This window comes from bacterium (assembly GCA_017744355.1).
GTDB lineage: Bacteria > Cyanobacteriota > Sericytochromatia > S15B-MN24 > UBA4093 > JAGIBK01.
Genome location: JAGIBK010000002.1, coordinates 275,148 through 295,699, shown reverse-complemented (window position 1 = coordinate 295,699; position 20,552 = coordinate 275,148). Strand labels below are relative to the sequence as shown.

Sequence of the window (20,552 nt, the reverse complement as noted above, 5' to 3'; positions counted from 1 at the left end):
GGGATCTTAGCACAGCGGCACGGGGGTGAAAACGCCCGTCCTGACCTTCTAGGAGTGGACCTCGGCCTCAGCGAGCTTCGGGCCTGCCACCTCGAAGACGGCGACCGGAAGCTCCTTGCCCTTGACCTTGATGGGGTCGAGCACGCGGTAGTCGAAGGCATGGCGCGAGCACTCGTAGGTCTCGGAGGCGACCAGGATCCCGCCGGGGCTGGCGTTGGCCTCCATGCGCTGGGCGAGGTTGACCGTATCGCCCATGACCGTGAAGTCGCGCTTCTGGGCGCCGCCCACCTCGCCGGCGACGACCATGCCCGTGTTGAGACCGCAGCGGATGGCGAGACGAACGCCGATGCGCGGCTCCAGGGCGTCGGCGAACTCGCGGGCCGCCTGCAGCATGGCCCAGGCGGCGCTGACCGCGCGCTCCGGGTCGTCCGCCCGCACGGTAGGGACGCCAAAAATGGACATGACCACGCTGTCGCCGATGTACTTGTCCACGATGCCGCCGTGGCGGTAGATGGGCTCGGTGAGGACGGCGAAGAACTGGTTGACGATGTCGCTGATCTCTTCGGGGTCCAGGCGCTCGGTCATGGAGGCGAGGCCGATGAGCTCGGTGAACATGACCGTCACGATCCGGCGATCGCCCAGCTCGTGGGTCCCGCGGCGCGCGAGGGCCTCGGCGTCCGCGCGCGGAGCTGCCCCGGCCACCGGTGCCCCGCACTGGATGCAGAAGCGGGCTTCGGGCAGAAGCGCGGTATCGCAGGCCTCGCAAGTCTCGGGGGCGCGCCGGGCGCCGCATTCACGGCAGAACTTGTCGGTCGGATCGAACTCGGTCGAACACTCTGCGCAGGTCTGGGGATGCATCAAGGCCTCCAACGTCCGCACCGGGGGAGCGGGATCCAGTATAGGATCCCGCTCCCCCGGTGACAAGGCAAGCCGTCAGGGCCTAGTCCGCGTCAAGCTCCTGAGCTGGACGGGTGCGATCGCCCCGCCCTCGGCCCGGCCGCTTCGAGGCGTCGTCCCCCGCCGAGGGGGTCGCCTCCTCGACGGGCAGAATCACGACCTCAGGCCGATCTTGAATGCGACCGTCCCGCCCCTCGGTGCCGCGATCCCGCGTGGGCCGATTCGGCCTGTCGGGACGCTCCCCTTGATCCGGCCGGTTAGGGCGATCTGGCCGTTCGCTCCGCTCGGGGCGAGGGGTCCGATCCGGACGATTGGGGCGTTCCGGCCGGTCGGGGCGCTCCGTCGGTGCGGGCGTTTCCGGACGATCCGGACGGTTGGGCCGATCCGGCCGTTCGCTCCGCTCGGGGCGGGGCGTCCGATCGGGACGGGGGCTGCTGGGGCGATCAGGCTGCTCGCGAGGGCCACCCTCTCCGCGCCGGGGCGGTTCGCTCGGCTTCCACTTGTCGCGATCGCCGCGGCGGGGCTTGCCGTCGCGCCAGCGCTTGAAGTCCTCGTCGTCGTAGTGGCGTCCCTTCCAGCGGCCGACGCGATCCCAGTCGATCTCCTGGTAGCGGCGACGGTAGTCGCGCCAGTTGTACTCCCAGTCCGGGTAGCCGTAGTGGTAGGAGAAGCTCCGGAAGAAATAGGGGTAGTAGTGGCCCGCCTGGAAGACCAGCACCGGGTAGAGGCACCACCCCGTCCACAAAGGCAGGAAGGTGGGCGCGTACATGTACGGGTAGTAGTAGTTGTCCACCAGGATGTAAGGCACCCAGGTCGAGCGGTAAGGGTAATAGAGACAGCGGTTGTAGACCCCGTAATCCACCAGGGGCGTGATGGCCCCGTAGCTCCAGGCGTCGCCCACCGGCCCCGGCGAGGCCGGGAAGGGCGCGTTGACGAATGCGCCCTGATCGAGCGGACGCAAGAGGCTGCCGGCCATCTGCTGCGAGATCTTGGGCGGCAGGTTGGTCTGCAAGTCGCCCAGAGTCAGCGCCGGCTGCGACGGAATGGTGAGCGTAGCCCCCGAAGCCTGGGAAGTCGGAGGCGGAGCGGCGCTTGCCATGGGCAGCGGCGTCGGATCGGGCGTCTCCAGGTAAGCCCGGGGAATCGGGGCGGCCTCATCCTTGGGCGCCATCCCGTAAGTCGGGACCGGTGCGTTCTGGGCGGGATCCTCGGGCGGAAGGGGCGGGGCCGAAGCCATGCAACCCAGCAAGCCAAGCGAAAGGGCGATGGCACACGCACGTAAAGTAGGGCGTCTCATTTCAGAACCTCCTTCAAGGGGTTCCTCTTCCTGAGCAAGAGCGATGGTATATCTCCTCGTCGCCCCTCACAACGAACGCTCTTCAGCTAGCCGCCAAATCTCAGCGGCCTGGCGAGAGGCGTGATGGCGCACGGCATGGGGCACAGGCCCGCCATCACTTGCTCGCCGCCGAAGTTATTGCTCGCTCGGGCCTTCTTTCCCCATACAAAAGCCCGAGCAAGGGTACATGAGCCACATTGCGCGCCCGCTCAAAGGAGATCACCTTGTCCACCTCCCGCTATGCCGCCCTGGGTCACTGGATCGTCCGGTTCCGCTGGGCCATCCTCATCGCCTGGGCGATCGTGATCGGCGTGGCCTCGCTGGGCTCGACGCGGATCTCCCAGGTGCTCTCGGGCGGCTCGGCCGGCGTCCCTGGCAGCCCTTCCGAGGCGGTTGAGCAGGTGCTGCGCCACAAGTTCCGCAACCCCTACACCCACCTGGTCGCCGTCACGGTCTCGGAAGGGGGCACTTCAAGCGATCCTGCGCGCCTCGAGCGCGCCATCGGCGCCCTCGCCGAGGACCTGCGCCGCGACGCCGTGATCGAGCAGGTTCTCGCCCCGGGCGACGTTTCGCCGGTGAAGCTGCGGGGCGAGGCGGGCGCGCAGGCAGTCCTCTTGGTCGGCCTCAAGGCGAAGGACGCAAGCGAGGCGGTGAACCTGGTCCCGCGGGTGCACGCCGTCGTCCAAGCGGCTGAAGCCCGCGAACGCGTCGACCTCCCGAAGCTCTCGCTCGCCGTCACCGGGATGCCCGCCATCACCTACGACATGAACCGCTACAGCAGCGACGACACCTCGCGAGCCGAAGCGCGCCTCATCCCGCTCACCCTCTTGGTGCTGCTCGTCGCCTTCGGCGGCCTCATCGCAGCCGGCGTCCCGCTACTGGCGGGCATGGCAGCCACCGTCGTCACGCTGGGGATCTGCTACCTGGTCAGCGGCCGCTTCGAGCTCTCGATCTACGTCCAGAACGTCGCCACCATGATCGGCCTGGCCGTCGGGATCGACTACTCGCTTTTGATGGTCCATCGCTTCCGCCGGGCGCTGCGGCACCACGGCGCGGTGGCGCCCGCGATCGCCGAGACCATGGAGACCGCCGGCCGCGCCGTCACCTTCTCGGGGCTCACCGTCCTCATCGGCCTCGGCGGCCTGATGCTCACCCCCTTGCTGGACACCCGCTCCATCGGGCTCGGGGGCATCCTGGTGGTGGCCGTGTCGGTGGTCCTCGCCCTCACCCTGACTCCGGCCGTCCTCGCAGCACTCGGCGATCGCATCAACGCCCCGCGCTGGCTCTCCGATCGGCTGCAAGAGGGCACGACCCGCACCCACTGGGAGCGCTGGGTCCGCTACGTCAGCGATCGCCCCATCCGCACCAGCCTCGCGAGCATCGCCGTGCTCCTCGCCCTCGCGGCCCCTGCCCTGCGCATGGAGATAGGCTATCCCGACACCCAGCTCTTCCCCGCCTACATGGAGTCGGTCCAGGGGGTCGAGACCCTCAAGCAGATGGAGCTGAGCGGCGCCCTCATCCCCCTCCAGCTGGTGGTCAAGGACCCGGCAGGGCCGGTGCTCGCGGGCAAGAACCTGCCCGCCCTCCTCAAGCTCTCGGCCGACCTTCGAAGCGAAGGGCTCGTGGCGTCCGTCGCAAGCCCCGTGGACCTGGGCCTCGGCTTCAGCCCCCTCCAGTACCTCATGCTCTACCGGGACCCCGAGGCGGCCCTTGCGCGCTACCCGCTCGTCAGCCAGCTGTTCGTGAGCCAGGACCGCACCATGGCCCTGTTCCAGGTCGTTCCGAAGCGATCGCAGGACCTGCCCGCGCTCAGGAAGCTGGCCGAGCGCCTCGGCTCGACCTCGCTACCCGGCGGCCTCACCCTCATGGTCGGGGGCACTCCCGCCTACTACAACGACCACGAGAACGCCATCCGCCACAGCTTCCCCTGGGTCGTCGGCTGCGTGATCGCCGCGACCTTCGTGGTGCTCGCGGTCGCCTTCCGGTCCCTGCTGGTGCCCCTCAAGGCCGTGGTCCTGAACCTGCTCTCGGTGGCGGCGGGCTACGGGGCCGTGGTCGCGGTCTTCCAGCTCGGCTGGGGCAAGAGCCTCATCGGTCTCGGCCACGTGCACGAAAGCATGCCCATCCCCATCCTCATCCTCTTGATGCTGTTCGGCATCGTCTTCGGCCTCTCGATGGACTACGAGGTCTTCCTCATCAGCGCCATCCAGGAAGCCTACCACCGCACCGGCGACAACGCCCGGGCCATCGTCGAGGGGGTAGCGTCCACCGCGCGGCTCATCACCAGCGCGGCCCTCATCATGGGGGCCATCTTCGGGGCCTTCGCCTGGGCGGACTTCGTGATCGTCAAGATGCTGGGCCTGGGGCTCGCCGTGGCCGTCCTGGTGGACGCCACCGTCATCCGCCTTGCGCTCTTGCCCGCCTTCATGCGCCTGGCCGGCCGCGCCAACTGGTACCCAGGCTTCAAGCGCTGAACAAAAAAGAGGGGGATGGCCTGAGGCCATCCCCCTCTTTCATTTAGACGGAAGTGGCCGCCCCTTCGCCCTGAGGCTCCGCCGGTACCGCCAGGCGGTCGGTGGGCTTCGGGGCCGCGCTCAAGAGGCGCTCGACCTCGAGGATCCCCTGCTTCGAGATCCGCACGGCGCCGCCCGGTCCCTTGAACTCCAGCAGCCCGTCGTCGCGCAGCGACTCGGAGAGCATCTCCAGGAGCTTGTAGTTGCACCCGAGCGTCGTCCCGATCTCGCGCAGGTAGGTCAAGGCCCGCGGCAGATGGGCCGTGTGCTCGTAGACCTTCTGCAGGAAGGCGAATCGCAGCTCTTTCACTTCACGGCTCAGCATGACGCCTCCTCTCAAGACACCAGGGGGTCGGTCCCAGGTTCGACGAAGCGCTCCTGGGGCTTGGCGGGAATCACCCGGCGCAGTTCTTCTGCCGGGCGGTTGCGGCCCAGACGCTCATGGGCCTGCACGAAGTGGTCGGCGGCGATCGCCGCATAGGTCGAAAGGTCGAGGGCCAGAGCGGTGCTCGCCACGATCTCGGCGAGCTTCCGGGCCTTGCCCTGACCAAAGCAGTCTAGCATCTCCAGGCTCGCGCGCTGACTGGGCAGCGCCGTGCCGCCGCCGACGGTCGCCACCACCACGTTCGGCAGCATCACCCCGAAGTACATCCCCTCGTCCGTCAACCGGAACGAGATCTGACCCTGGGCGGACTCGGGCACCGTCGCGATGTCCTGGCCCGTGGCGGTGTAGAGGGCCGCCACCACGTTGGCGAAGTTCACGTTGCAACCGAGCATGTGAGCGGCAAGCGTCGGGCCCATCCCCGCGTTGAGGGCCGCGAAGAGCGCCTCGGGGGTCACCCGCAGGATCCGGCGCATCACGTCGGCCTTGAGATGGGTCTCGGCGACCACCCGCTTGCCTCTGAGGCTGCTGGTGTAGGTCATGGCGTTGACCTTCTTCTCGCCGCCCAGCTGGGAATCCACGTACCAGGCGCGCGGGGCGATGCCGGTCGCGGCCGGGAATTCCCGCTCGATCCACTGGCAGACGGCCCAGCAGCACTTCATGACCATGTTGGCGCCGTAAGCATCCCCCGTGTGGAACGAGAGCTGAACGCAGACCGTGTCCCCGAGCACCATGGGCTCGAGCGAGAGCAGGCGCGCCACCCGCGACTGGGCCTCGGCCACCTGGCGGATCTCCATGACGCTCGCGCGGACCCAGGTCGCGAAGGCCACCGCGTCCGTCAAGCTGTCGAAAGTGAACATGGGCGCCCGCATCATCTGGTCGCTGACGACCCGCACGGTGGCGCCCCCCGACTCGGAGACGGCCCGCATGCCGCGCGTGCACGAGGCGACCAGGGCCCCCTCGGTCGTGGCGAGCGGCACGTAGAAGGCGCCCTGGGCATGCTCGCCGTTGATGAGCAAGGGGCCCGCTACCCCGATGGGCACCTGGACGAAGCCCACGTGCCCCTCGATGTTGCCCGAAAAGAGCGCAGCCGAAGGCGCCTCTTCGCCGCTCAAGGGCGAGAGGTCGGCAGCAGTCGCCTTCTCGACCCACCGTCTGCGATCGCGCAGGGCCTCAGGGGTGTACCTCTTCTTGTGGGGGACCGAAGCCGGTCGCGCGGAGTCGGGCCGTAGCGGATCCATGGGCGCGGACATCCTTCCTGAGGTTCAAAACGAGCCGCCGACTGCTTTCCAGTATATAGCCCAAATAGCCCCCACACTTTCGCCCGCGTCGATTCTGGGCATAAAAGAGACAAGGGAGGCTCCATGCCAGCCAAGATCCGTGTCATCGTCAACCGCAAGGCCCGCAGCGGCTGCAAGCGAAACCTGCTCGAGCGCCTTTCGCGGGCGCTCTCGGGTCTCGACTTCGAGATCGTCGTGCCCGAAAGCTACGACGACCTGGTGGCGGCCGCCCGCAGCGCTCCTCAGGACGGCGTCGAAACCGTCGTGGTGGTCGGCGGCGACGGCACGGTCAACATCGTCCTCAACGAGCTGGCCCACACCCCCGTGCGGCTCGCGATCGTCCCGGCCGGGACCGCCAACGATCTCGCCCGCCAGCTCGGCATCCCGCTCGGGCTCGAACGAGCCTGCGCCCGCATCCGAGACGGCAAGCCGCAGGTTCTGGACCTCATCGACGTCAACGGGCGCCTCTTCGTGACGGCGGGCGGCATCGGGGTGGTCAGCGACACCGCCGTGGGCGTCAACCGCCTCAAGGCGAAGCCCGGTCTCCTGAGCAAGACGGTGCGCCGCCTGGGCGCCCTGGTCTACGTCCTCTACAGCTTCGGGTTGCTCGCAGGCTCCCGCTCCATCGTCAGCGACCTCGAAATGGCGATCGACGGCGAGGACCACGGCCAGATCCCGACCATCGCCCTCTTCGTGAACAACCAACCCTCGCTGGGCAAGCTCGTGGTCCCCTACCCCTCGGCCCGGCCCGACGACGGCCGGCTCGGCGTCTGCGTCATGGCCCGCCGCAGCCGCCTGGGGGCCATCCTGACGGTGATCCTCATGAGCCTCGGCGGCGCCCACACCCGCCGCAAGGAGATCCGGCTGATCGAGGGCGAGAGCCTCGCCGTCACGAGCCCCGTCCCCAAGACCTTCATCGGCGACGGCGAGGTGCTCGCCCACGCCGACGCCTTCGCCCTGCGCGTCGTGCCCCGCGCCCTCCACGTCCTCGCCTAGAAAGTCCCCATGTCCCTGCTGCTCGCCAAGACCCGGATCGTCCTCGTCCACCCCACCCTGCCCGAGAACGTCGGCGCCGTCGCGCGCGCCATGCGCCACTTCGGCCTACAGGAGCTCGTGATCGCCGAGGGCGGGGTCTCGCCCACTCATCCGACCGCCATTCGCGTGGCAGCAGGCGCCGAGGCCATCCTGCACGAGGCCCGCGCGGTCGAAACCCTCGATGAGGCCCTGGCTGGCGTGGTCTTCGCCGTGGGCACCACCGCGCGGCCCTACGAGGCGGCGGATCTGCGCACCCGCGAGCCGCGCGAGGTGGCCACCCTGGCTCGCGATCACGCCCCGGCAGGGCCCGTCGCCCTCGTCTTCGGCACCGAGAAGCACGGCCTACTCAAAGAAACCCTGAAGCGCTTCCACCAGATCGCTCGGATCCCGGGCGAGCCCGACGCATGCCTCAACCTCGCCATGGCGGTCAACGTCTTCGCCTACGAGTGGTACCAGGCAAGCCTGCAAGCCGCTTCCGACGAGACGCCGCTCTTGGCGGCCGCCGCCTCGGAGGCCTCCCTCGATGCCCTGGGCGAACGGCTCACCGAGGCTCTGAAGCGCCTCGGGGTCTTCCGGACCCACGACGCCGCGAGCAAGGCCCACACCCTGCGCCGGATCCTGAGCCGCACCCGGCTCGATGCCGACGAGGCAGCCCTGGTGCAGGCCGTCGTGCGAAAGCTACCGTCGCTGCTCGACGCCTGAGCGCACGTCGCTCATCAGCTCGCACAGCTCCCGCAGGGCCAGACGCACCCGGCGCGAGATCTGGGTCTGCGACACCCCGAGCCGCCGACCGACCTCTTGTTGCGAGAGATCCTGGAAGAACGAGAGCTCGATCACCTCACGGCTCCTTGCGCAGAGCCGAGCGATGGCCTGGGTCACCATGATGTGATCCTCGGCCGCGAGCGAGGCCGCCTTCTGGCGCTGATCCACCAGTTGCAGGCGCATGGGCGAGGACTCGTCCTCGGCATCCATCGCCGCGTCCAGGGAGAGCGGACGCACCGAGCGGTCCATGGCCACGACCTCTTCGACCTTTGCCGGGCAAAGGCCCGTGATGCGGGCGATCTCCTCGCAGCTCGGCTCGCGCTGGACCTGCTGCTCGAGGCGCGAGGTCGCCGCCTTGACCGTGGATCGCAGCTCGGTCAGCTCCCGCGGCGCCCGGATCAAGGTGGCGCTATCGCGCAGGTAGTGCATGATCTCGCCCACGATCATCGTAGAGGCGTAAGCCTCGAAGAGCCGACCAAGCGTCGGGTCGAAGCGCCGGATGGCACGCAGCAGGCCCAGGCAGCCGACTTGCACCAGATCGTCGAACTCGACCCCCGAGCGCAGGTGGTGGCTGCGCGCCAGGCGCCTGACCAGCGGCAAGTGCTCGCGAACCATCTCGGCCAGATGGCGGCGATCCGGGTAGGGCATCGAGTGGGGCTCTCTAGCGGTCATCACGGCGCGCAACCTCCGGGCAAAGTGGACGAATCACCTCGTTCGAAGCCGATCTTGTCAAAGATGCTCGCTCGCTACGAGAACCGTCCCCACAGTCGGCATGTGATTTTCGTCTCACCGGCAGGACGAGCGGGCCACAACCTGCCCGCCGCCCGAAGAAACGACGCCGGGACAAACTGCGGCTTCAGTGGTAAAGTTGAGGGCGTGCCGCATGGCGCGTTGCGATTACCCCTCGACAGCCTTCTTGGCCCCGCCCGTGCGTGATCGCGCCAGTCCTCAACCAGGCCGGTGCCCCTCGGGCATGGCCAACGCATCGATTTCGGAGGTCATCTCTCCATGAAGATCCTCGTCTGCCTGAAGCAGGTCGTCGACGTCGAACTGAACATCCAGCTCAAGGACGGTCAGATCGCCGACCAAGGTCTGCGCTACGTCATCAACGCCTACGACGAGTCCGCTCTCGAAGCCGCGCTCCAGCTCAAGGACGCCGCCGAAGCCGACGTGACCGTCCTGAGCATCGGTCCCGACCGCGTGCTCGAGGCCCTGCGCAAGGGCCTGAGCATGGGCGCCGATCGCGCCATCCATCTCAAGGACGACGCGTTCAACGGCAGCGACTCCTACGCCTTCGCCAAGGCCGTCAGCGAGCTCGCCAAGCAGCGCAGCTACGACCTCATCATCATGGGCAAGCAGGCTCAGGACACCGACGCCGCCCAGGGTGGCCCCATGCTGGCCGAGTTCCTCGACTGGCCCCAGGCGACCAACCTGATCTTCGTCCAGCGCGCCCCCGAAGGCGGCCTCATGGTCCGTCGCGTCGGTGACGAGGGCAAGGAAGTCCTGAGCGTCCAGACGCCCGCCGTCCTGACCATCAGCAACGACTTCGGCGAGGCTCGCATCCCCACCATGAAGGGGATCATGGGCGCCAAGAAGAAGGAAATCGAGACGCTCTCGCTTTCGAGCATCGGCGTCGCCGCCGACGCGGTGGGTGCTACCGGCTCCAAGACCGAGATCGTCAATCGCGAGCAGCCCGAAGGCCGCAAGACCGGCCGCAAGGTGACGGGCGAGGTCGGCGCGATCACGCGCGAACTCGTGAACTGGCTCGTCAACGACGGCAAGCTGCCGGTTTAGGAGGAGATCCATGAAAGCCTTAGTCATCGTTGAAACCAAGGGCAACAGCATCAAGAAGGTCAGCCTCGAGCTGCTGAGCCAGTGCCGCCGCTGGGGTCTCGAGACCTCGGCCGTCGTGGTCGGCTCGGGCGTTGCGGGCCTCGCCGATGAGCTCGCCGGCTACGGCGCCTCAACCGTCTACGTGGCCGATGACGCCAGCCTCGAGCGCTACCAGACCCTGACCTACGTCAAGGCCGTCGCGGATGCCGCCAAGCAGAGCGGCGCCCAGCTCGTGCTGGTCAGCGGCTCGGAGCTCGGCAAGGACCTGGCTCCTCGCCTCGCCGCTCGCCTCGGCGCGGGTGCCGTGACCGACGCCAAGGCCGTTTCGGTCGACGGCGGCAAGGTCACGGTCAAGAGCCTGGCCTACGCGGGCAAGGTCATGAACCAGGTCGCCTTCAAGAGCGACGTGGCCGTCGTGACCGCCCAGCCCGGCACCTTCGAGCTCGCCGACAAGGCGGCCGGCTCGGCCAACGTCGTGAAGCTCGAGACCCCGAGCGCCGACCTGCGCGTCGTGCTGCGCGAGATCCTCAAGGAGACCTCGGACAAGGTCGACCTCGGCGAGGCCAACATCGTCGTGGCCGGCGGCCGCGGCATGAAGGGCCCCGAGGGCGTCAAGCTCATCGAGGACCTCGCGGACACCCTGGGTGCCGCCGTCGGTGGCTCGCGCGCCGTCTGCGACTCGGGCCTGATGCCCCACTCGTGCCAGGTCGGCCAGACCGGCCGCGTCGTGGCCCCTCAGGTCTACTTCGCGATCGGCATCTCGGGCGCCATCCAGCACCTGGCCGGCATGACCGCCTCCAAGGTGATCATCGCCATCAACACCGATCCCGACGCCCCCATCTTCAACGTGGCGGACTACGGGCTCGTGGCGGACCTCTTCGAGGCGGTGCCCATCCTGATCGAAGAGTTCAAGAAGCTCAAGGCGGGCACGGCTGCGGCCGCCCGCTAGACCTAAGCGCATTGTGAAAGGGGCGGTTTTCGGACCGCCCCTCTCGCGCATGATACCCCCGCGCACCCGATGCCCCCTCCAGGCCCGCGCCTAGAATTGGATTGAATCGCTATGAGTCCGATACTCATCACCCTCATGATCTTGACGGCAGGCGGTTTCTTCGCCTACTTCGGCTGGCAGAAGTACAGCCTCCTGCTCAAGGCCAAGCCCGAGAATCGCCTCGACCGCATCCCCGAGCGCCTCAAGAGTCTCTGGGAGTACGGCATCCTCCAGAAGCGCCTCGTCAAGCAGCACAAGGCCGCCGGCTGGATGCACGCGCTCATCTTCTGGGGCTTCTGTATCCTGCTGCTGCGCAGCACGATGCTCATCGGCGCGGGCTACTACGAGCACCTGCACATCCCCGGGGTCATCGGCAACGCCTACAACCTCCTGAAGGATGTCTTCGAGGTCACGGTGCTGACGATGGTGGGCTACGCCCTCTACCGCCGCTACGTCATCAAGCCCGAGCGCCTCACCAACTCGTTCGAGGCCTACCTGATCCTGTACCTGATCGGGTTCCTGATGGTGTCGGACTTCGTCTATGACGGGGCCAAGTTCATCAAGTTCGCCCTGCCCACCTCGCCCGAATACCTGCCCCACGTGGCCGAGGAGGCCCGCTTCTCCATCGCGGGCGGCGCGGTGGCCATGCTCTTCAAGGGCCTCTCGGCGGGGGCGATCAACGCCCTGTACGTGGGTGCCTACTGGCTGCACGTGGCCGTCCTGATGGCCTTCGGCGTGTACCTGACCAAGTCCAAGCACATGCACGTCATCACGAGCCTGCCCAACGTGTTCCTGCGCAAGCTGGAGCAGCCGGCGCTCGCCATCCCCAAGCTCGACCTCGAGGACGAGAATGCCGAGTCCTTCGGCATCGCGACCATCGACGACCTGACCTGGAAGCAGGAGCTGGACCTCTTCACCTGCACCGAGTGCGGTCGCTGCCTCTCGAGCTGCCCCACCTACGTCACCCACAAGCCCCTCTCGCTCAAGGGCGTCAACGACGACCTCAAGCACCACCTCTTCGCCAGCGCCGATACCGCGTCGGTGCCCCCGGCCGACGAGTCGGGCTCGGCCGTCAAGGAGCCCGTCAAGCTCATCGACAACGTCATCTCGCCCGAGACCCTCTGGGCCTGCACCAGCTGCGGCTTCTGCGAGACGGCCTGCCCGGTCTTCATCGAGCAGGTGCCCCGCCTCATCTCCATGCGCCAGAACCAGGTGCTGATGGAGGGCGAGTTCCCCGGCGAGCTGAACAAGGTCTTCTCGGGGATGGAGCGTTCGAGCAACCCCTGGGGCATCGGCTACGACAAGCGCGCCGACTGGGCCAAGGACCTCGACGTCATGACCGCCGAGGAAGCCAAGGCCCAGGAGAAGCCCATCGAGGTCCTTTACTTCGTGGGCTGCATGGCCTCGTTCGACGAGCGCAGCCAGAAGGTCGCCAAGTCCCTCATCAAGGTGCTGGACACGGCGGGCATCAAGGTGGCGATCCTCGGCAAGGAAGAGGGCTGCTCGGGCGACTCGGCCCGCCGCCTCGGTAACGAGTACCTCTTCCAGGAGCTCGCCAAGTACAACGTCGACAAGTTCACCGAGTACGACGTCAAGACCGTGCTGACCGCGTGCCCGCACTGCTACAACACGATCAAGAACGAGTACCCGCAGTTCGGCGGTAACTACAAGGTCCTGCACCACAGCGAGTTCCTCGCCGAGCTGATGGAGTCGGGCAAAATCCAGGTCAGCAAGGAGTTCGAGGACGTCATGTTCCACGATTCCTGCTACATGGGCCGCTACAACGGCGTCTACAAGCAGCCGCGCGTGGTCATCGACCTGCTCTCGACCAACGGCGTCAAGGAATTCGAGCGCAACCACGACAACTCCTTCTGCTGCGGCGCCGGCGGCGGCCGCATGTGGATGGAGGAGACCATCGGCGAGCGGATCAACGAGAACCGCGTCGAGGAAGGCCTCAAGGAGAACCCCAAGGTCATCGCCTCGAGCTGCCCCTTCTGCCTGACCATGCTCAAGGATGGCGTGGACGCCAAGGGCAAGACCGACGAGGTCAAGACCATGGACATCGCCGAGCTGGTCGCCCAGGCGCTGATCGTCAAGGACTCCGACGTGAAGGACGCCGACACGACGAACGCCTAGGCTCTCGACCCCCTCAAAAAGCTTCGCCCCAGCCGTTTAGCGGCTGGGGCGAAGCTTTTTTAAGCAGTTGTTTAACTGTTGTTACATGCATCAAATCGTAACAAGCGGGTAAGAGAAATTAGACGCCGCTTGACGCTGCCCCGCAATGTCGCCGCTCTACAGGACTGACGCCATGTTTCGCAGCGCTCCGCTCAAGGCCATCGCCGCCTGCGCAGCCGCCCTTCTAGGGCTCTCGCTGTTGACGGCTTGCCCAAAACCCATGACGCAGGCGAGCATCGGCGCGCCGAGCGCGGAGCACGCCCCGCTTGCGCTCGAAGGCCAGCTCGATTTCGGGGATCGCCGCATCCAGGCCGACCTCAACACCGACATCGCCGTCGGCGCGACCGTCTCCTTGATCGAGGTGTCGAGCGGCAACACCGTCAGCGCGGTGCTCACCGACGCCAAGGGGCGCTTCGTCATGCGCTTCTCCAACGGCTTCAAGCCGGTGCGCGGCACCCTGTACTACATCGAGGCCATCAAGGGGCTTTCGAGCGGCGAGGGCACCAACAACGCGGTGGGCGGCGAGGTGGTCCGGGCTCGGACGATCGCCTACTACAACGAGGGCTGGCGCACCCTCACGAGCGTCGGGCCGGCCATGTCCATCAACGGGACCACCACCGCCCTCGCGGCCCTCGTCGGGTTGCGCAAGGGCACCCCGCAAGCGATCGACCCCATGACGCTCCTGGGCAGCATCGCCCCCGGCCAGAGCGAGGGGGGCTACCCCGACGCCTTCGTCTCGCCCGACCCTGCCCGCTTGCCGGTCTCAGTGGTCCAGCGCGCCTACGACCTGGTCATGGACTCCTACGCCAAGAACCGGGACCCCATCCGCTGGATGAGCCTGCCGGCGGACGAGCCCAGCAGCGTGAAGCTGCTCGATTTGCCCTTCTCGGTCCTGTTCCTGAGTCCCGACAGCCAGGTCGCCGGCGAGACCATCGATCTGGTCGGCAGCAACTTCGACCCGATCGATAACCGGGTCTTCTTCCGTGGCGACGGGGGCGGCACCCTCGAAGGGACCGTCACCAAGCTGACGCCGGACCTTTCGCGCTTGAGCGTTCGCGTCCCCGCCGGCGCGGTGAACGGCCCCATCTCGATCCAGGTCAACGGCAAGACCCTCTCGGGCCCCGTCTTCCGCCTGGCGACGCGCGACGGGCACAGCGTGGTCGATGCGAACGGCAACGTCTACGTGGTCAACCAGAGCATGGGCACCGTCTCGGTCGTCGAGCGCCTGCCGGGCACCGACAAGACGGGGGTTCGCGCCGTGGTCAGCGGCCTGGACAACCCGAGCGCCTTGACCTTCGGCACGGGCGGCTACAACACCCTCTACGTGGCGTGCGGCGGTGCGAGCCGCCGTGTCTACCAGATCGACCTGGGCGCCACGCCGCCCACCGTCACCCCCTACAGCGCCGCGGGCGGGGTCGCCAACCCGAGCGGCATTGCCTTCTCGCCCTCCGGGGCGCTTTACCTGAGCGACGCCACGGCTCACAAGGTCTTCGTCGTCGCCGGCGCTGGGGCGAGCGCCCAGCAAGTGAGCGTGACGGGCAGCGCCCTGAACGCGCCCCGCGGCATCTGCTTCGGCCCGGACGGCAAGCTCTACCTGGCCAACCACGACGGGGGCAACATCCTCAGCATCTCCCTGACCACCCAGACGACCGGCAGCGCAAGCCAGCTCGCGGCCGGTCTGAGCGGCCCTTGGGGTATCGCCTTCGACAACCGCGGCAACCTCTACGTCACCAACCACGCGGGCAATTCGGTCTACCGGATGCCCCTGACCTCGCAGCCCGGGGCGCTCCCCCTGAGCTTCGGCCCCATCTCCGCCTTCGCGAGCCTGCCCAGCCCGGCGGGAATGGACGCGGACCCCTCGGGCTACCTGTACGTGGCGGACAACGTCAGCAACGGCATCTACCGGGTCAACCCGCTGGCCGAGAGCCGCCAGATCGGCATCGGCATCAGCTACCCGACCTCGATCTGGGCGGACGCCGACGGCAAGTTCATCCTCACCGACACCGGACGCATCCTCAAGCTCGGCTCGGACAACATCCTCTCGGTCTACGCCGAGGGCGTCACGGGCGCCAAGGGGCTCGTGCGGGACTCGCAGGGCATCTTCTACACCAACCAGGCGGCGCTGGGCGCCCTGACCCAGATTCGGCCGAACGGCTCGCTTGCCATGGTGCTCGACAACCTCGGGGCGGCCTACGCCTCTGAGCTGCAGCTGCGCAACAACACGGTCTACCTGCGCGCGAACACCAGCATCGATCCACCCGACACCACCTACTCCGGACAAGGCGAGGTGCTGGCCTACAACCTCGCCAACCTGGCCGCCGGTCCGAGCCGCCTACGCACGATCCTGCGCAGGGCCAACGCCATCGCCCGCGACGAGTCGGGCGGCCCCTACCACCAGTACTACTATCTGCTCGGGCACGACGAGGGGTGCATCTGGCGGGTCCAGCGCCACAGCAGCACCGGGGCGACGATCACGCTGGTGCTCAAGGATCCCGCCCGCCTGAAAGACGCCCAGGACATCCACGTGGACGGCTCGGGCCGGATCTGGGTCGCCGACTACCAGGGGCCGTCGGGCAACGGCAGCCTCATCGTCTACAACGCGAGCGGCACCTTCCTCGCCGAGTACGAAACGGTCAACAAGCCGACCAACTTCGCCTCGGACGCCAACCGCAACGATCTCTGGGTCAACAGCCACGTTTCGGGCGGGGACCTGCGCCAGATCAAGGTCGCGGATGGCTCGGTCCTCAGGACCATCGGGGGTCTCTCCTATCCGCGCGGCTTCGCCTTCTCGGCGGATCGCACCACCCTCTACGTCAACGAGTGGGGCCTGGATCGGATTTCGCGCCTCGCGGGCTACCAGGGTGCGAGCGCCCCTTTCACCTCGTTCTTCGGGACTGGGGATGTGTATGACATCGAGACCACCAGTGACGGGGCGCTCCTCACCACGAACGGCGCCCGCCTGCGCCGGATCGAGGCCGACGGGGTGACGGTCAACGACACCGTGCGATCGCACTACAACACGCTGATCAAGACCTTCAAGCAGTCGGACGACGATCTCGCCTACGTCTCGGATCCCGGCTGGGTCCACCTCATGGCCTACGGCTCCTACACCTGCTTCACCGCGGGCCTGCACCCCGGCAACGGGCGCGGCGACTTCGGCGAGCCCCGCGGGTCGGGCCTCGTCACCAACGGGAAGTTCTTCTCCTACGGCCGCGCGGGCGCCTGGACCGTCGTGACGGAGCAAGCCCTCGATGGCAGCCTCCTGCGCACGGCCCGGATCGAGACCGACTTCGGGGGAATGACGAGCAACGGCACCGACACCGCGTACTTCACCCGGATGGGCTACGGGACGGTCTACAAGATGAAGGACGGATCCCTCACACGCCTGAGCGACGAGCCCTTCGGCTACTCCGACAACAGCTACGGCATCGCCTACTACAGTGGCAAGCTTTATCAGACGAACCGGACCCGGCACCGCATCGACGAGATCGACGCCACGAGCGGCGCGAGGACCCAGCTGAGGGTGGGGCTCGTCGCCCCGGAACTGTAAGGGAGCCGAGATGCTGCGACGCCTTTTGGTCCTCACCTTGACCCTCTTGGTCGCCAGCTGCAAGCTGCCGCCCATCGCCTCGTCCCCGGCCGCCTGGAACGGCGCGAGCAGCCGCCAGGGCGCGGCCTCGCTCTCGGGCCGCGTCGAATCCGCCCCACGTCGGGTGCAGGCCAGCTTCGACGACATCGCGAGCGGCGCGACCGTCTCTCTCATCGACGCCCAGACCGGCAACACCCTCGGCACCACCGTCTCGGACGCCGACGGGCGCTTCGTCATGGCTTTCGGGACGGGCTTCAAACCGGCCGAGGGCCACATCTATTACCTCGAAGCCTTCAAAGGCTTGAGGGGCACCGGCAGCGAGTTCAACCAGGTCGGGGCGGACCTCGCGCGCCTGCGCAACGTCGTCATCTACCAGGCGGACGGCTGGGCGAGCCTGCTCAACGCCGCCCCGAGCCTCACGGCCTCGATCACCCGCCGCACCACCGCCCTGAGCACCATCATCGCCCTCAAGGCACAAGCGGGCGAGGCCATCTCGTACTCCACCTACATGGGCGCCCTGGAGCCCGCCACCTTCGCCGCCGTCGGGGGGATCACCCCCGCCCTGTTCGCGCAAGCCTACGATCTGGTCGGAAAGGCGATCGAAGAGGACCGGGACCCCATCCAGTACACGGCCTTCGACACCAACACCGGCACCTTCCTCAACGCCTTCATCGGCTTCGGCATCGGCACGATCGCCCCCACCGCTGGCAACATCAACACCCTCGTCACCATCGACGGCAACGGCTTCGCCTCGGGCTCGCTGAGCGTGGCGTTCAACGGCACCCCCGCCGCTATCGAGAGCGTCACCGACTCCCGCATCGTCGCGAGGGTCCTGCCCGGCAGCCGTACAGGGCCGGTCACGGTGAAGATCGGCAACACCCTCCAGGCGGGCCCCACCTTCACCGTGCGCTTCAACGACGGCCACCGGGCGCTGCTGAACGACAAGCTCTACGCGGCGAACCCCAGCTGGGACACCCTGGCCGAGATCGACGCCAGCGGCGAGGTCAAGACCCTGCAAACCTTCTCGCCGGGCTCCAACCCGAGCCAGGTCGCCGTGGGGCCGGACAACCTCCTCTACGTCGCCATGCAGGGCAGCAACGAGATCCGCCGCCTTGCGCCCTCGAACCCCGGCGCCCACGCGCTCTTCGCCTCGGTGGCCTCGCCGAGCGCTCTGGCCTTCGACACGAACGGCAAGCTCTACGTCACCAGTCGGGAGAACGGCACCATCGTACGCCTCGGCACGGGCGGCGCCCCCGAGGCCACCGTCACGGGCTTCGACAAGCCGCGCGCGATCGCCTTCGACCATACGGGCGACTACTACGTCTCGGAGGCCCGGGGGGTCTACAAGCTTTCGCCGAACACCCTCAGCAAGGCATCCGCGACGCTCTGGGGGGTGATCGGCGATCCAGGAGGGCTCGCCGTCGACTCGGCAGGCGACGTCTACGTGGCGAGCAGCGTCAACAACGCGGTCTACCGGATCGGTACCGACCGGGGGGTGTACTCCCACCTGATGACCAACAAGCCGGGTAGCCTCTGCTTCGATGAAAAGGGCAACCTGTACGTCTCGGACTCGGACAACAACCTGATCCGCCGCGTCTCGCCTTTGGGCGACTCCCTCGTCTACGCCTACGGGATCAGCAGCCCGCGGGGGCTCGCCGTGGATCCGCTGGACGGCACCCTCTACATCGCCCTCAGCCAAGGGAACGCCGTCCTCAAGGTGGTGAATGGGGTCCTCAAGCGCTTCGTCACGGGGATCGCCAACCCCCAGACCCTGAAATTCCGGGGCAACGGCCTGTTCATCGCTCACCCCTTCACCCACTCGGTCTCGTACGCGCTGCGCGACGGGCAACTGAGCACCGTCGCAAGCGGCCTCACCTATCCGGGTGGCGTGGATCAGGCTGTGAGCGGCGCCACCCTCACGGGGCCGCTCTACGTGGGGCGCTTCGGCGAAGAGGAAGATCCGGCCCTGCCGCGCCCGCCGAGCTACCCGTCCTCGTGGGGCCCCATCTCCAACGGCGACGTGAACGGCCTGGACGTCGTCACGGGCGGTAGCCCGACCCGGCGCCGCACGCTCTACGAGCAGCAGATCGACTTCATGGCCATCGACAGCAGCAAGACGATCTACGCGGTGCGCCAGAACGGCCGCACCCTGACCATGATCTCCTACACGGCCCCCGGCAACGGGAGCAACACCTCGCGCCAGATCCGGCAGCTTGCGGGCCCTCTCGCCCCGTCCCAGTTCCCGAGCGACCCGGGCTACGTGGCCGTGGACGGCGCGGGGAACGTCTACGTCGTGGTCTCGGGCATCGGCAAGATCTATCGCTTCAAGAAGAGCGCGGACTATGCCAAGGAAGAGATCTCGGGCTTCAACCGGCCCTGGGGCCTCGCCTTCTCCGACACCGGCAAGCTCTACGTCTCGGACTACGCGGACGGGGTGCTGCGACGCATCTCGGCGCCCGACACTGCCACCGGGCCGGATGCCGGCTTCTCGGGGGCCATCCCCGCCGGGACCCGGGGGATCACCTATCGCCGGACGGGGGCCGTCGGCTCGGGCACGGGCACCCTCTACCTCGCGAACAGCGCCTCGGTCGAAAAGTTCAGCCTGACCGGGGACACCCTCTCGGGCGCCTACCAGAACCATTACAGCGGCCTTCCGAGCTCTATCACGACCATCCACACGGATTCGAGCGGGAACCTCTACGCCTACGCCAACGCTACCTATGCCTACAAGCTGAGCAGCGCCACTCCGCCCGTTCGCTCGAACTACATCGACATGACCGGCTGGGCCCGCCTGAGGCAGATCGCCTTCGACCCGAGCTTCGCCCTGTACCGCGCCGAGAACAACTACAACGGCCTGAGCACCATGAACTCGCTCAACACCACGCGCGAGCTCGAGCTGGACGGCAACACCCTCTACGTGGCCTCGCCGGATAACCGCGGCGGCGGCGGCGTGCTCAAGATCGACCTGAGCACCAACCGGGAAACCCTGATCACCGCCACCGGCCGCGCCTTCTCGCTGGCGCTCGACGGCGCGAGCCCCGGTCACGACCTCTACGTGGGAGGCGCGAACGGCAACGTCTACAAGGTCCTCGCGGACGGCAGCCACAGTTCCCTCTGGAGCCTCGGAACCCCGCTCTACGGGCTGGACATCCGCGGCACGACGCTCTGGGGAGTAGGGGCCAACTCGGTGATCTACGAGATGCCCATCGGCGGCTCGGCACAAGCCCTGCGCTACGGGCTGATGGAGCCCTCCTTCTGATGGGGCGCGCAAGGTCGCTTGCCTTGGCGTGCGCGACGGGGCTGCTGATGCTCGTCGGCTGCGCCGCTCCGGATGAGGACGAGGGGCTCCTCTCGCTGACGGCAGCCCCCAGCGGCACCGAGCGGCTCACCGGCTCGCTGCCGAGCCCGGATCCCGCGCCGACGCCGACGCCAAGTCCGAAGCCCCGCCCTACTCCGACGCCAACCCCGTCGCCCGAGCCAACCTACACTCCCACGATCCCGGTGAGCCACCCGGGACCGACGATCACCCCGGGATCGGATCCGACGCCCTTCGCCACCGCCTCGATCCCCCTGGAGGAGCCATGACCCACCACCACTTCCCGCGCCGTCTGATCGCCTTGTCGCTCGTCAGCCTCTCGCTTGCGATCCTCGCGACGAGCTGCGCGGCCGAAGACGACTTCGGGACGGTGGCGAACCCACAACAGAGCGCCACCCCCACCCCGAAGCCCTCGGACCTCACGGGCGGGATCGTGGACGATTGAA

The 20,552-nt window shown here is 67.7% G+C and carries 15 protein-coding genes; 10 read left to right on the top strand and 5 right to left on the bottom strand.

Translation table 11 applies throughout. From position 1 onward, the window contains the following. Positions 1-48: 48 nt before the first annotated feature. Together J7643_06845 and J7643_06840 are read right to left on the bottom strand one after the other, a co-directional pair. Positions 49-858 (bottom strand): zinc ribbon domain-containing protein, encoded by an 810-nt coding sequence (locus J7643_06845; protein ID MBO9540293.1) that lies wholly within the window; start codon positions 856-858, stop codon positions 49-51. Between the two features lie 82 nt (positions 859-940). Next, positions 941-2,194: a hypothetical protein gene (locus J7643_06840; protein ID MBO9540292.1), complete on the bottom strand. Its 1,254-nt coding sequence runs from the start codon at positions 2,192-2,194 to the stop codon at positions 941-943. 263 nt (positions 2,195-2,457) lie between these two features. On the opposite strand from J7643_06840, the gene J7643_06835 reads away from it, so the two are divergent. Beyond that, complete coding sequence (locus tag J7643_06835; GenBank protein ID MBO9540291.1) at positions 2,458-4,707, top strand: MMPL family transporter; 2,250 nt, start codon at positions 2,458-2,460, stop codon at positions 4,705-4,707. Positions 4,708-4,750: 43 nt separating this feature from the next. Here the strand turns inward: J7643_06835 and J7643_06830 are convergent, their stop codons facing one another. Both J7643_06830 and J7643_06825 read right to left on the bottom strand, forming a co-directional pair. Further along, entirely contained in the window at positions 4,751-5,071 is a 321-nt protein-coding gene (locus J7643_06830) for a hypothetical protein (GenBank protein ID MBO9540290.1), read from the bottom strand. An 11-nt stretch (positions 5,072-5,082) separates the two neighbouring features. Further along, entirely contained in the window at positions 5,083-6,369 is a 1,287-nt protein-coding gene (locus J7643_06825) for a hydroxymethylglutaryl-CoA reductase (protein MBO9540289.1), read from the bottom strand. 123 nt (positions 6,370-6,492) lie between these two features. Here J7643_06825 and J7643_06820 point away from each other — a divergent pair, with 123 nt between their 5' ends. Both J7643_06820 and J7643_06815 read left to right on the top strand, forming a co-directional pair. Beyond that, the gene (locus J7643_06820) at positions 6,493-7,404 is read left to right on the top strand and encodes a YegS/Rv2252/BmrU family lipid kinase (protein MBO9540288.1); all 912 of its coding nucleotides are present in this window, start codon (positions 6,493-6,495) and stop codon (positions 7,402-7,404) included. A 9-nt stretch (positions 7,405-7,413) separates the two neighbouring features. Further along, on the top strand, positions 7,414-8,145 hold the full coding sequence (locus J7643_06815; GenBank protein MBO9540287.1) for a TrmJ/YjtD family RNA methyltransferase: 732 nt from the start codon (positions 7,414-7,416) through the stop codon (positions 8,143-8,145). Here the strand turns inward: J7643_06815 and J7643_06810 are convergent. Further along, the gene (locus tag J7643_06810; GenBank protein ID MBO9540286.1) at positions 8,122-8,880 is read right to left on the bottom strand and encodes a sigma-70 family RNA polymerase sigma factor; all 759 of its coding nucleotides are present in this window, start codon (positions 8,878-8,880) and stop codon (positions 8,122-8,124) included. The two genes, J7643_06815 and J7643_06810, sit on opposite strands and share 24 nt — an antisense overlap. 333 nt (positions 8,881-9,213) lie before the next feature. On the opposite strand from J7643_06810, the gene J7643_06805 reads away from it, so the two are divergent. The 7 genes from J7643_06805 (at position 9,214) to J7643_06775 (ending at position 20,551) form a co-directional block, all read left to right on the top strand. Next, the gene (locus tag J7643_06805) at positions 9,214-9,999 is read left to right on the top strand and encodes an electron transfer flavoprotein subunit beta/FixA family protein (protein ID MBO9540285.1); all 786 of its coding nucleotides are present in this window, start codon (positions 9,214-9,216) and stop codon (positions 9,997-9,999) included. Between the two features lie 10 nt (positions 10,000-10,009). Beyond that, the gene (locus J7643_06800; GenBank protein MBO9540284.1) at positions 10,010-10,987 is read left to right on the top strand and encodes an electron transfer flavoprotein subunit alpha/FixB family protein; all 978 of its coding nucleotides are present in this window, start codon (positions 10,010-10,012) and stop codon (positions 10,985-10,987) included. A gap of 111 nt (positions 10,988-11,098) precedes the next feature. Then, on the top strand, positions 11,099-13,162 hold the full coding sequence (locus J7643_06795) for a (Fe-S)-binding protein (GenBank protein ID MBO9540283.1): 2,064 nt from the start codon (positions 11,099-11,101) through the stop codon (positions 13,160-13,162). Positions 13,163-13,334: 172 nt separating this feature from the next. Beyond that, the gene (locus J7643_06790; protein MBO9540282.1) at positions 13,335-16,751 is read left to right on the top strand and encodes a hypothetical protein; all 3,417 of its coding nucleotides are present in this window, start codon (positions 13,335-13,337) and stop codon (positions 16,749-16,751) included. Positions 16,752-16,761: 10 nt separating this feature from the next. Then, on the top strand, positions 16,762-20,049 hold the full coding sequence (locus J7643_06785; protein MBO9540281.1) for an IPT/TIG domain-containing protein: 3,288 nt from the start codon (positions 16,762-16,764) through the stop codon (positions 20,047-20,049). After that, positions 20,049-20,375 (top strand): hypothetical protein, encoded by a 327-nt coding sequence (locus tag J7643_06780; protein MBO9540280.1) that lies wholly within the window; start codon positions 20,049-20,051, stop codon positions 20,373-20,375. Before J7643_06785 ends, J7643_06780 begins: the two co-directional genes overlap by 1 nt. Beyond that, a complete protein-coding gene (locus J7643_06775) occupies positions 20,372-20,551 on the top strand; it encodes a hypothetical protein (protein MBO9540279.1) in 180 nt (59 codons plus the stop codon). The genes J7643_06780 and J7643_06775 overlap by 4 nt, the downstream gene beginning before the upstream one ends. The last annotated feature ends 1 nt before the right edge of the window (position 20,552 follow it).

Bases quoted from the DNA above. Each gene is read 5' to 3' on its own strand.
- J7643_06845 (MBO9540293.1), bottom strand. From the start codon at position 858: ATGCATCCCCAGACCTGCGCAGAGTGTTCGACCGAGTTCGATCCGACC.
- J7643_06840 (MBO9540292.1), bottom strand. From the start codon at position 2,194: ATGAGACGCCCTACTTTACGTGCGTGTGCCATCGCCCTTTCGCTTGGC.
- J7643_06830 (MBO9540290.1), bottom strand. From the start codon at position 5,071: ATGCTGAGCCGTGAAGTGAAAGAGCTGCGATTCGCCTTCCTGCAGAAG.
- J7643_06825 (MBO9540289.1), bottom strand. From the start codon at position 6,369: ATGGATCCGCTACGGCCCGACTCCGCGCGACCGGCTTCGGTCCCCCAC.
- J7643_06820 (MBO9540288.1), top strand. From the start codon at position 6,493: ATGCCAGCCAAGATCCGTGTCATCGTCAACCGCAAGGCCCGCAGCGGC.
- J7643_06815 (MBO9540287.1), top strand. From the start codon at position 7,414: ATGTCCCTGCTGCTCGCCAAGACCCGGATCGTCCTCGTCCACCCCACC.
- J7643_06805 (MBO9540285.1), top strand. From the start codon at position 9,214: ATGAAGATCCTCGTCTGCCTGAAGCAGGTCGTCGACGTCGAACTGAAC.
- J7643_06800 (MBO9540284.1), top strand. From the start codon at position 10,010: ATGAAAGCCTTAGTCATCGTTGAAACCAAGGGCAACAGCATCAAGAAG.
- J7643_06795 (MBO9540283.1), top strand. From the start codon at position 11,099: ATGAGTCCGATACTCATCACCCTCATGATCTTGACGGCAGGCGGTTTC.
- J7643_06790 (MBO9540282.1), top strand. From the start codon at position 13,335: ATGTTTCGCAGCGCTCCGCTCAAGGCCATCGCCGCCTGCGCAGCCGCC.
- J7643_06785 (MBO9540281.1), top strand. From the start codon at position 16,762: ATGCTGCGACGCCTTTTGGTCCTCACCTTGACCCTCTTGGTCGCCAGC.
- J7643_06780 (MBO9540280.1), top strand. From the start codon at position 20,049: ATGGGGCGCGCAAGGTCGCTTGCCTTGGCGTGCGCGACGGGGCTGCTG.
- J7643_06775 (MBO9540279.1), top strand. From the start codon at position 20,372: ATGACCCACCACCACTTCCCGCGCCGTCTGATCGCCTTGTCGCTCGTC.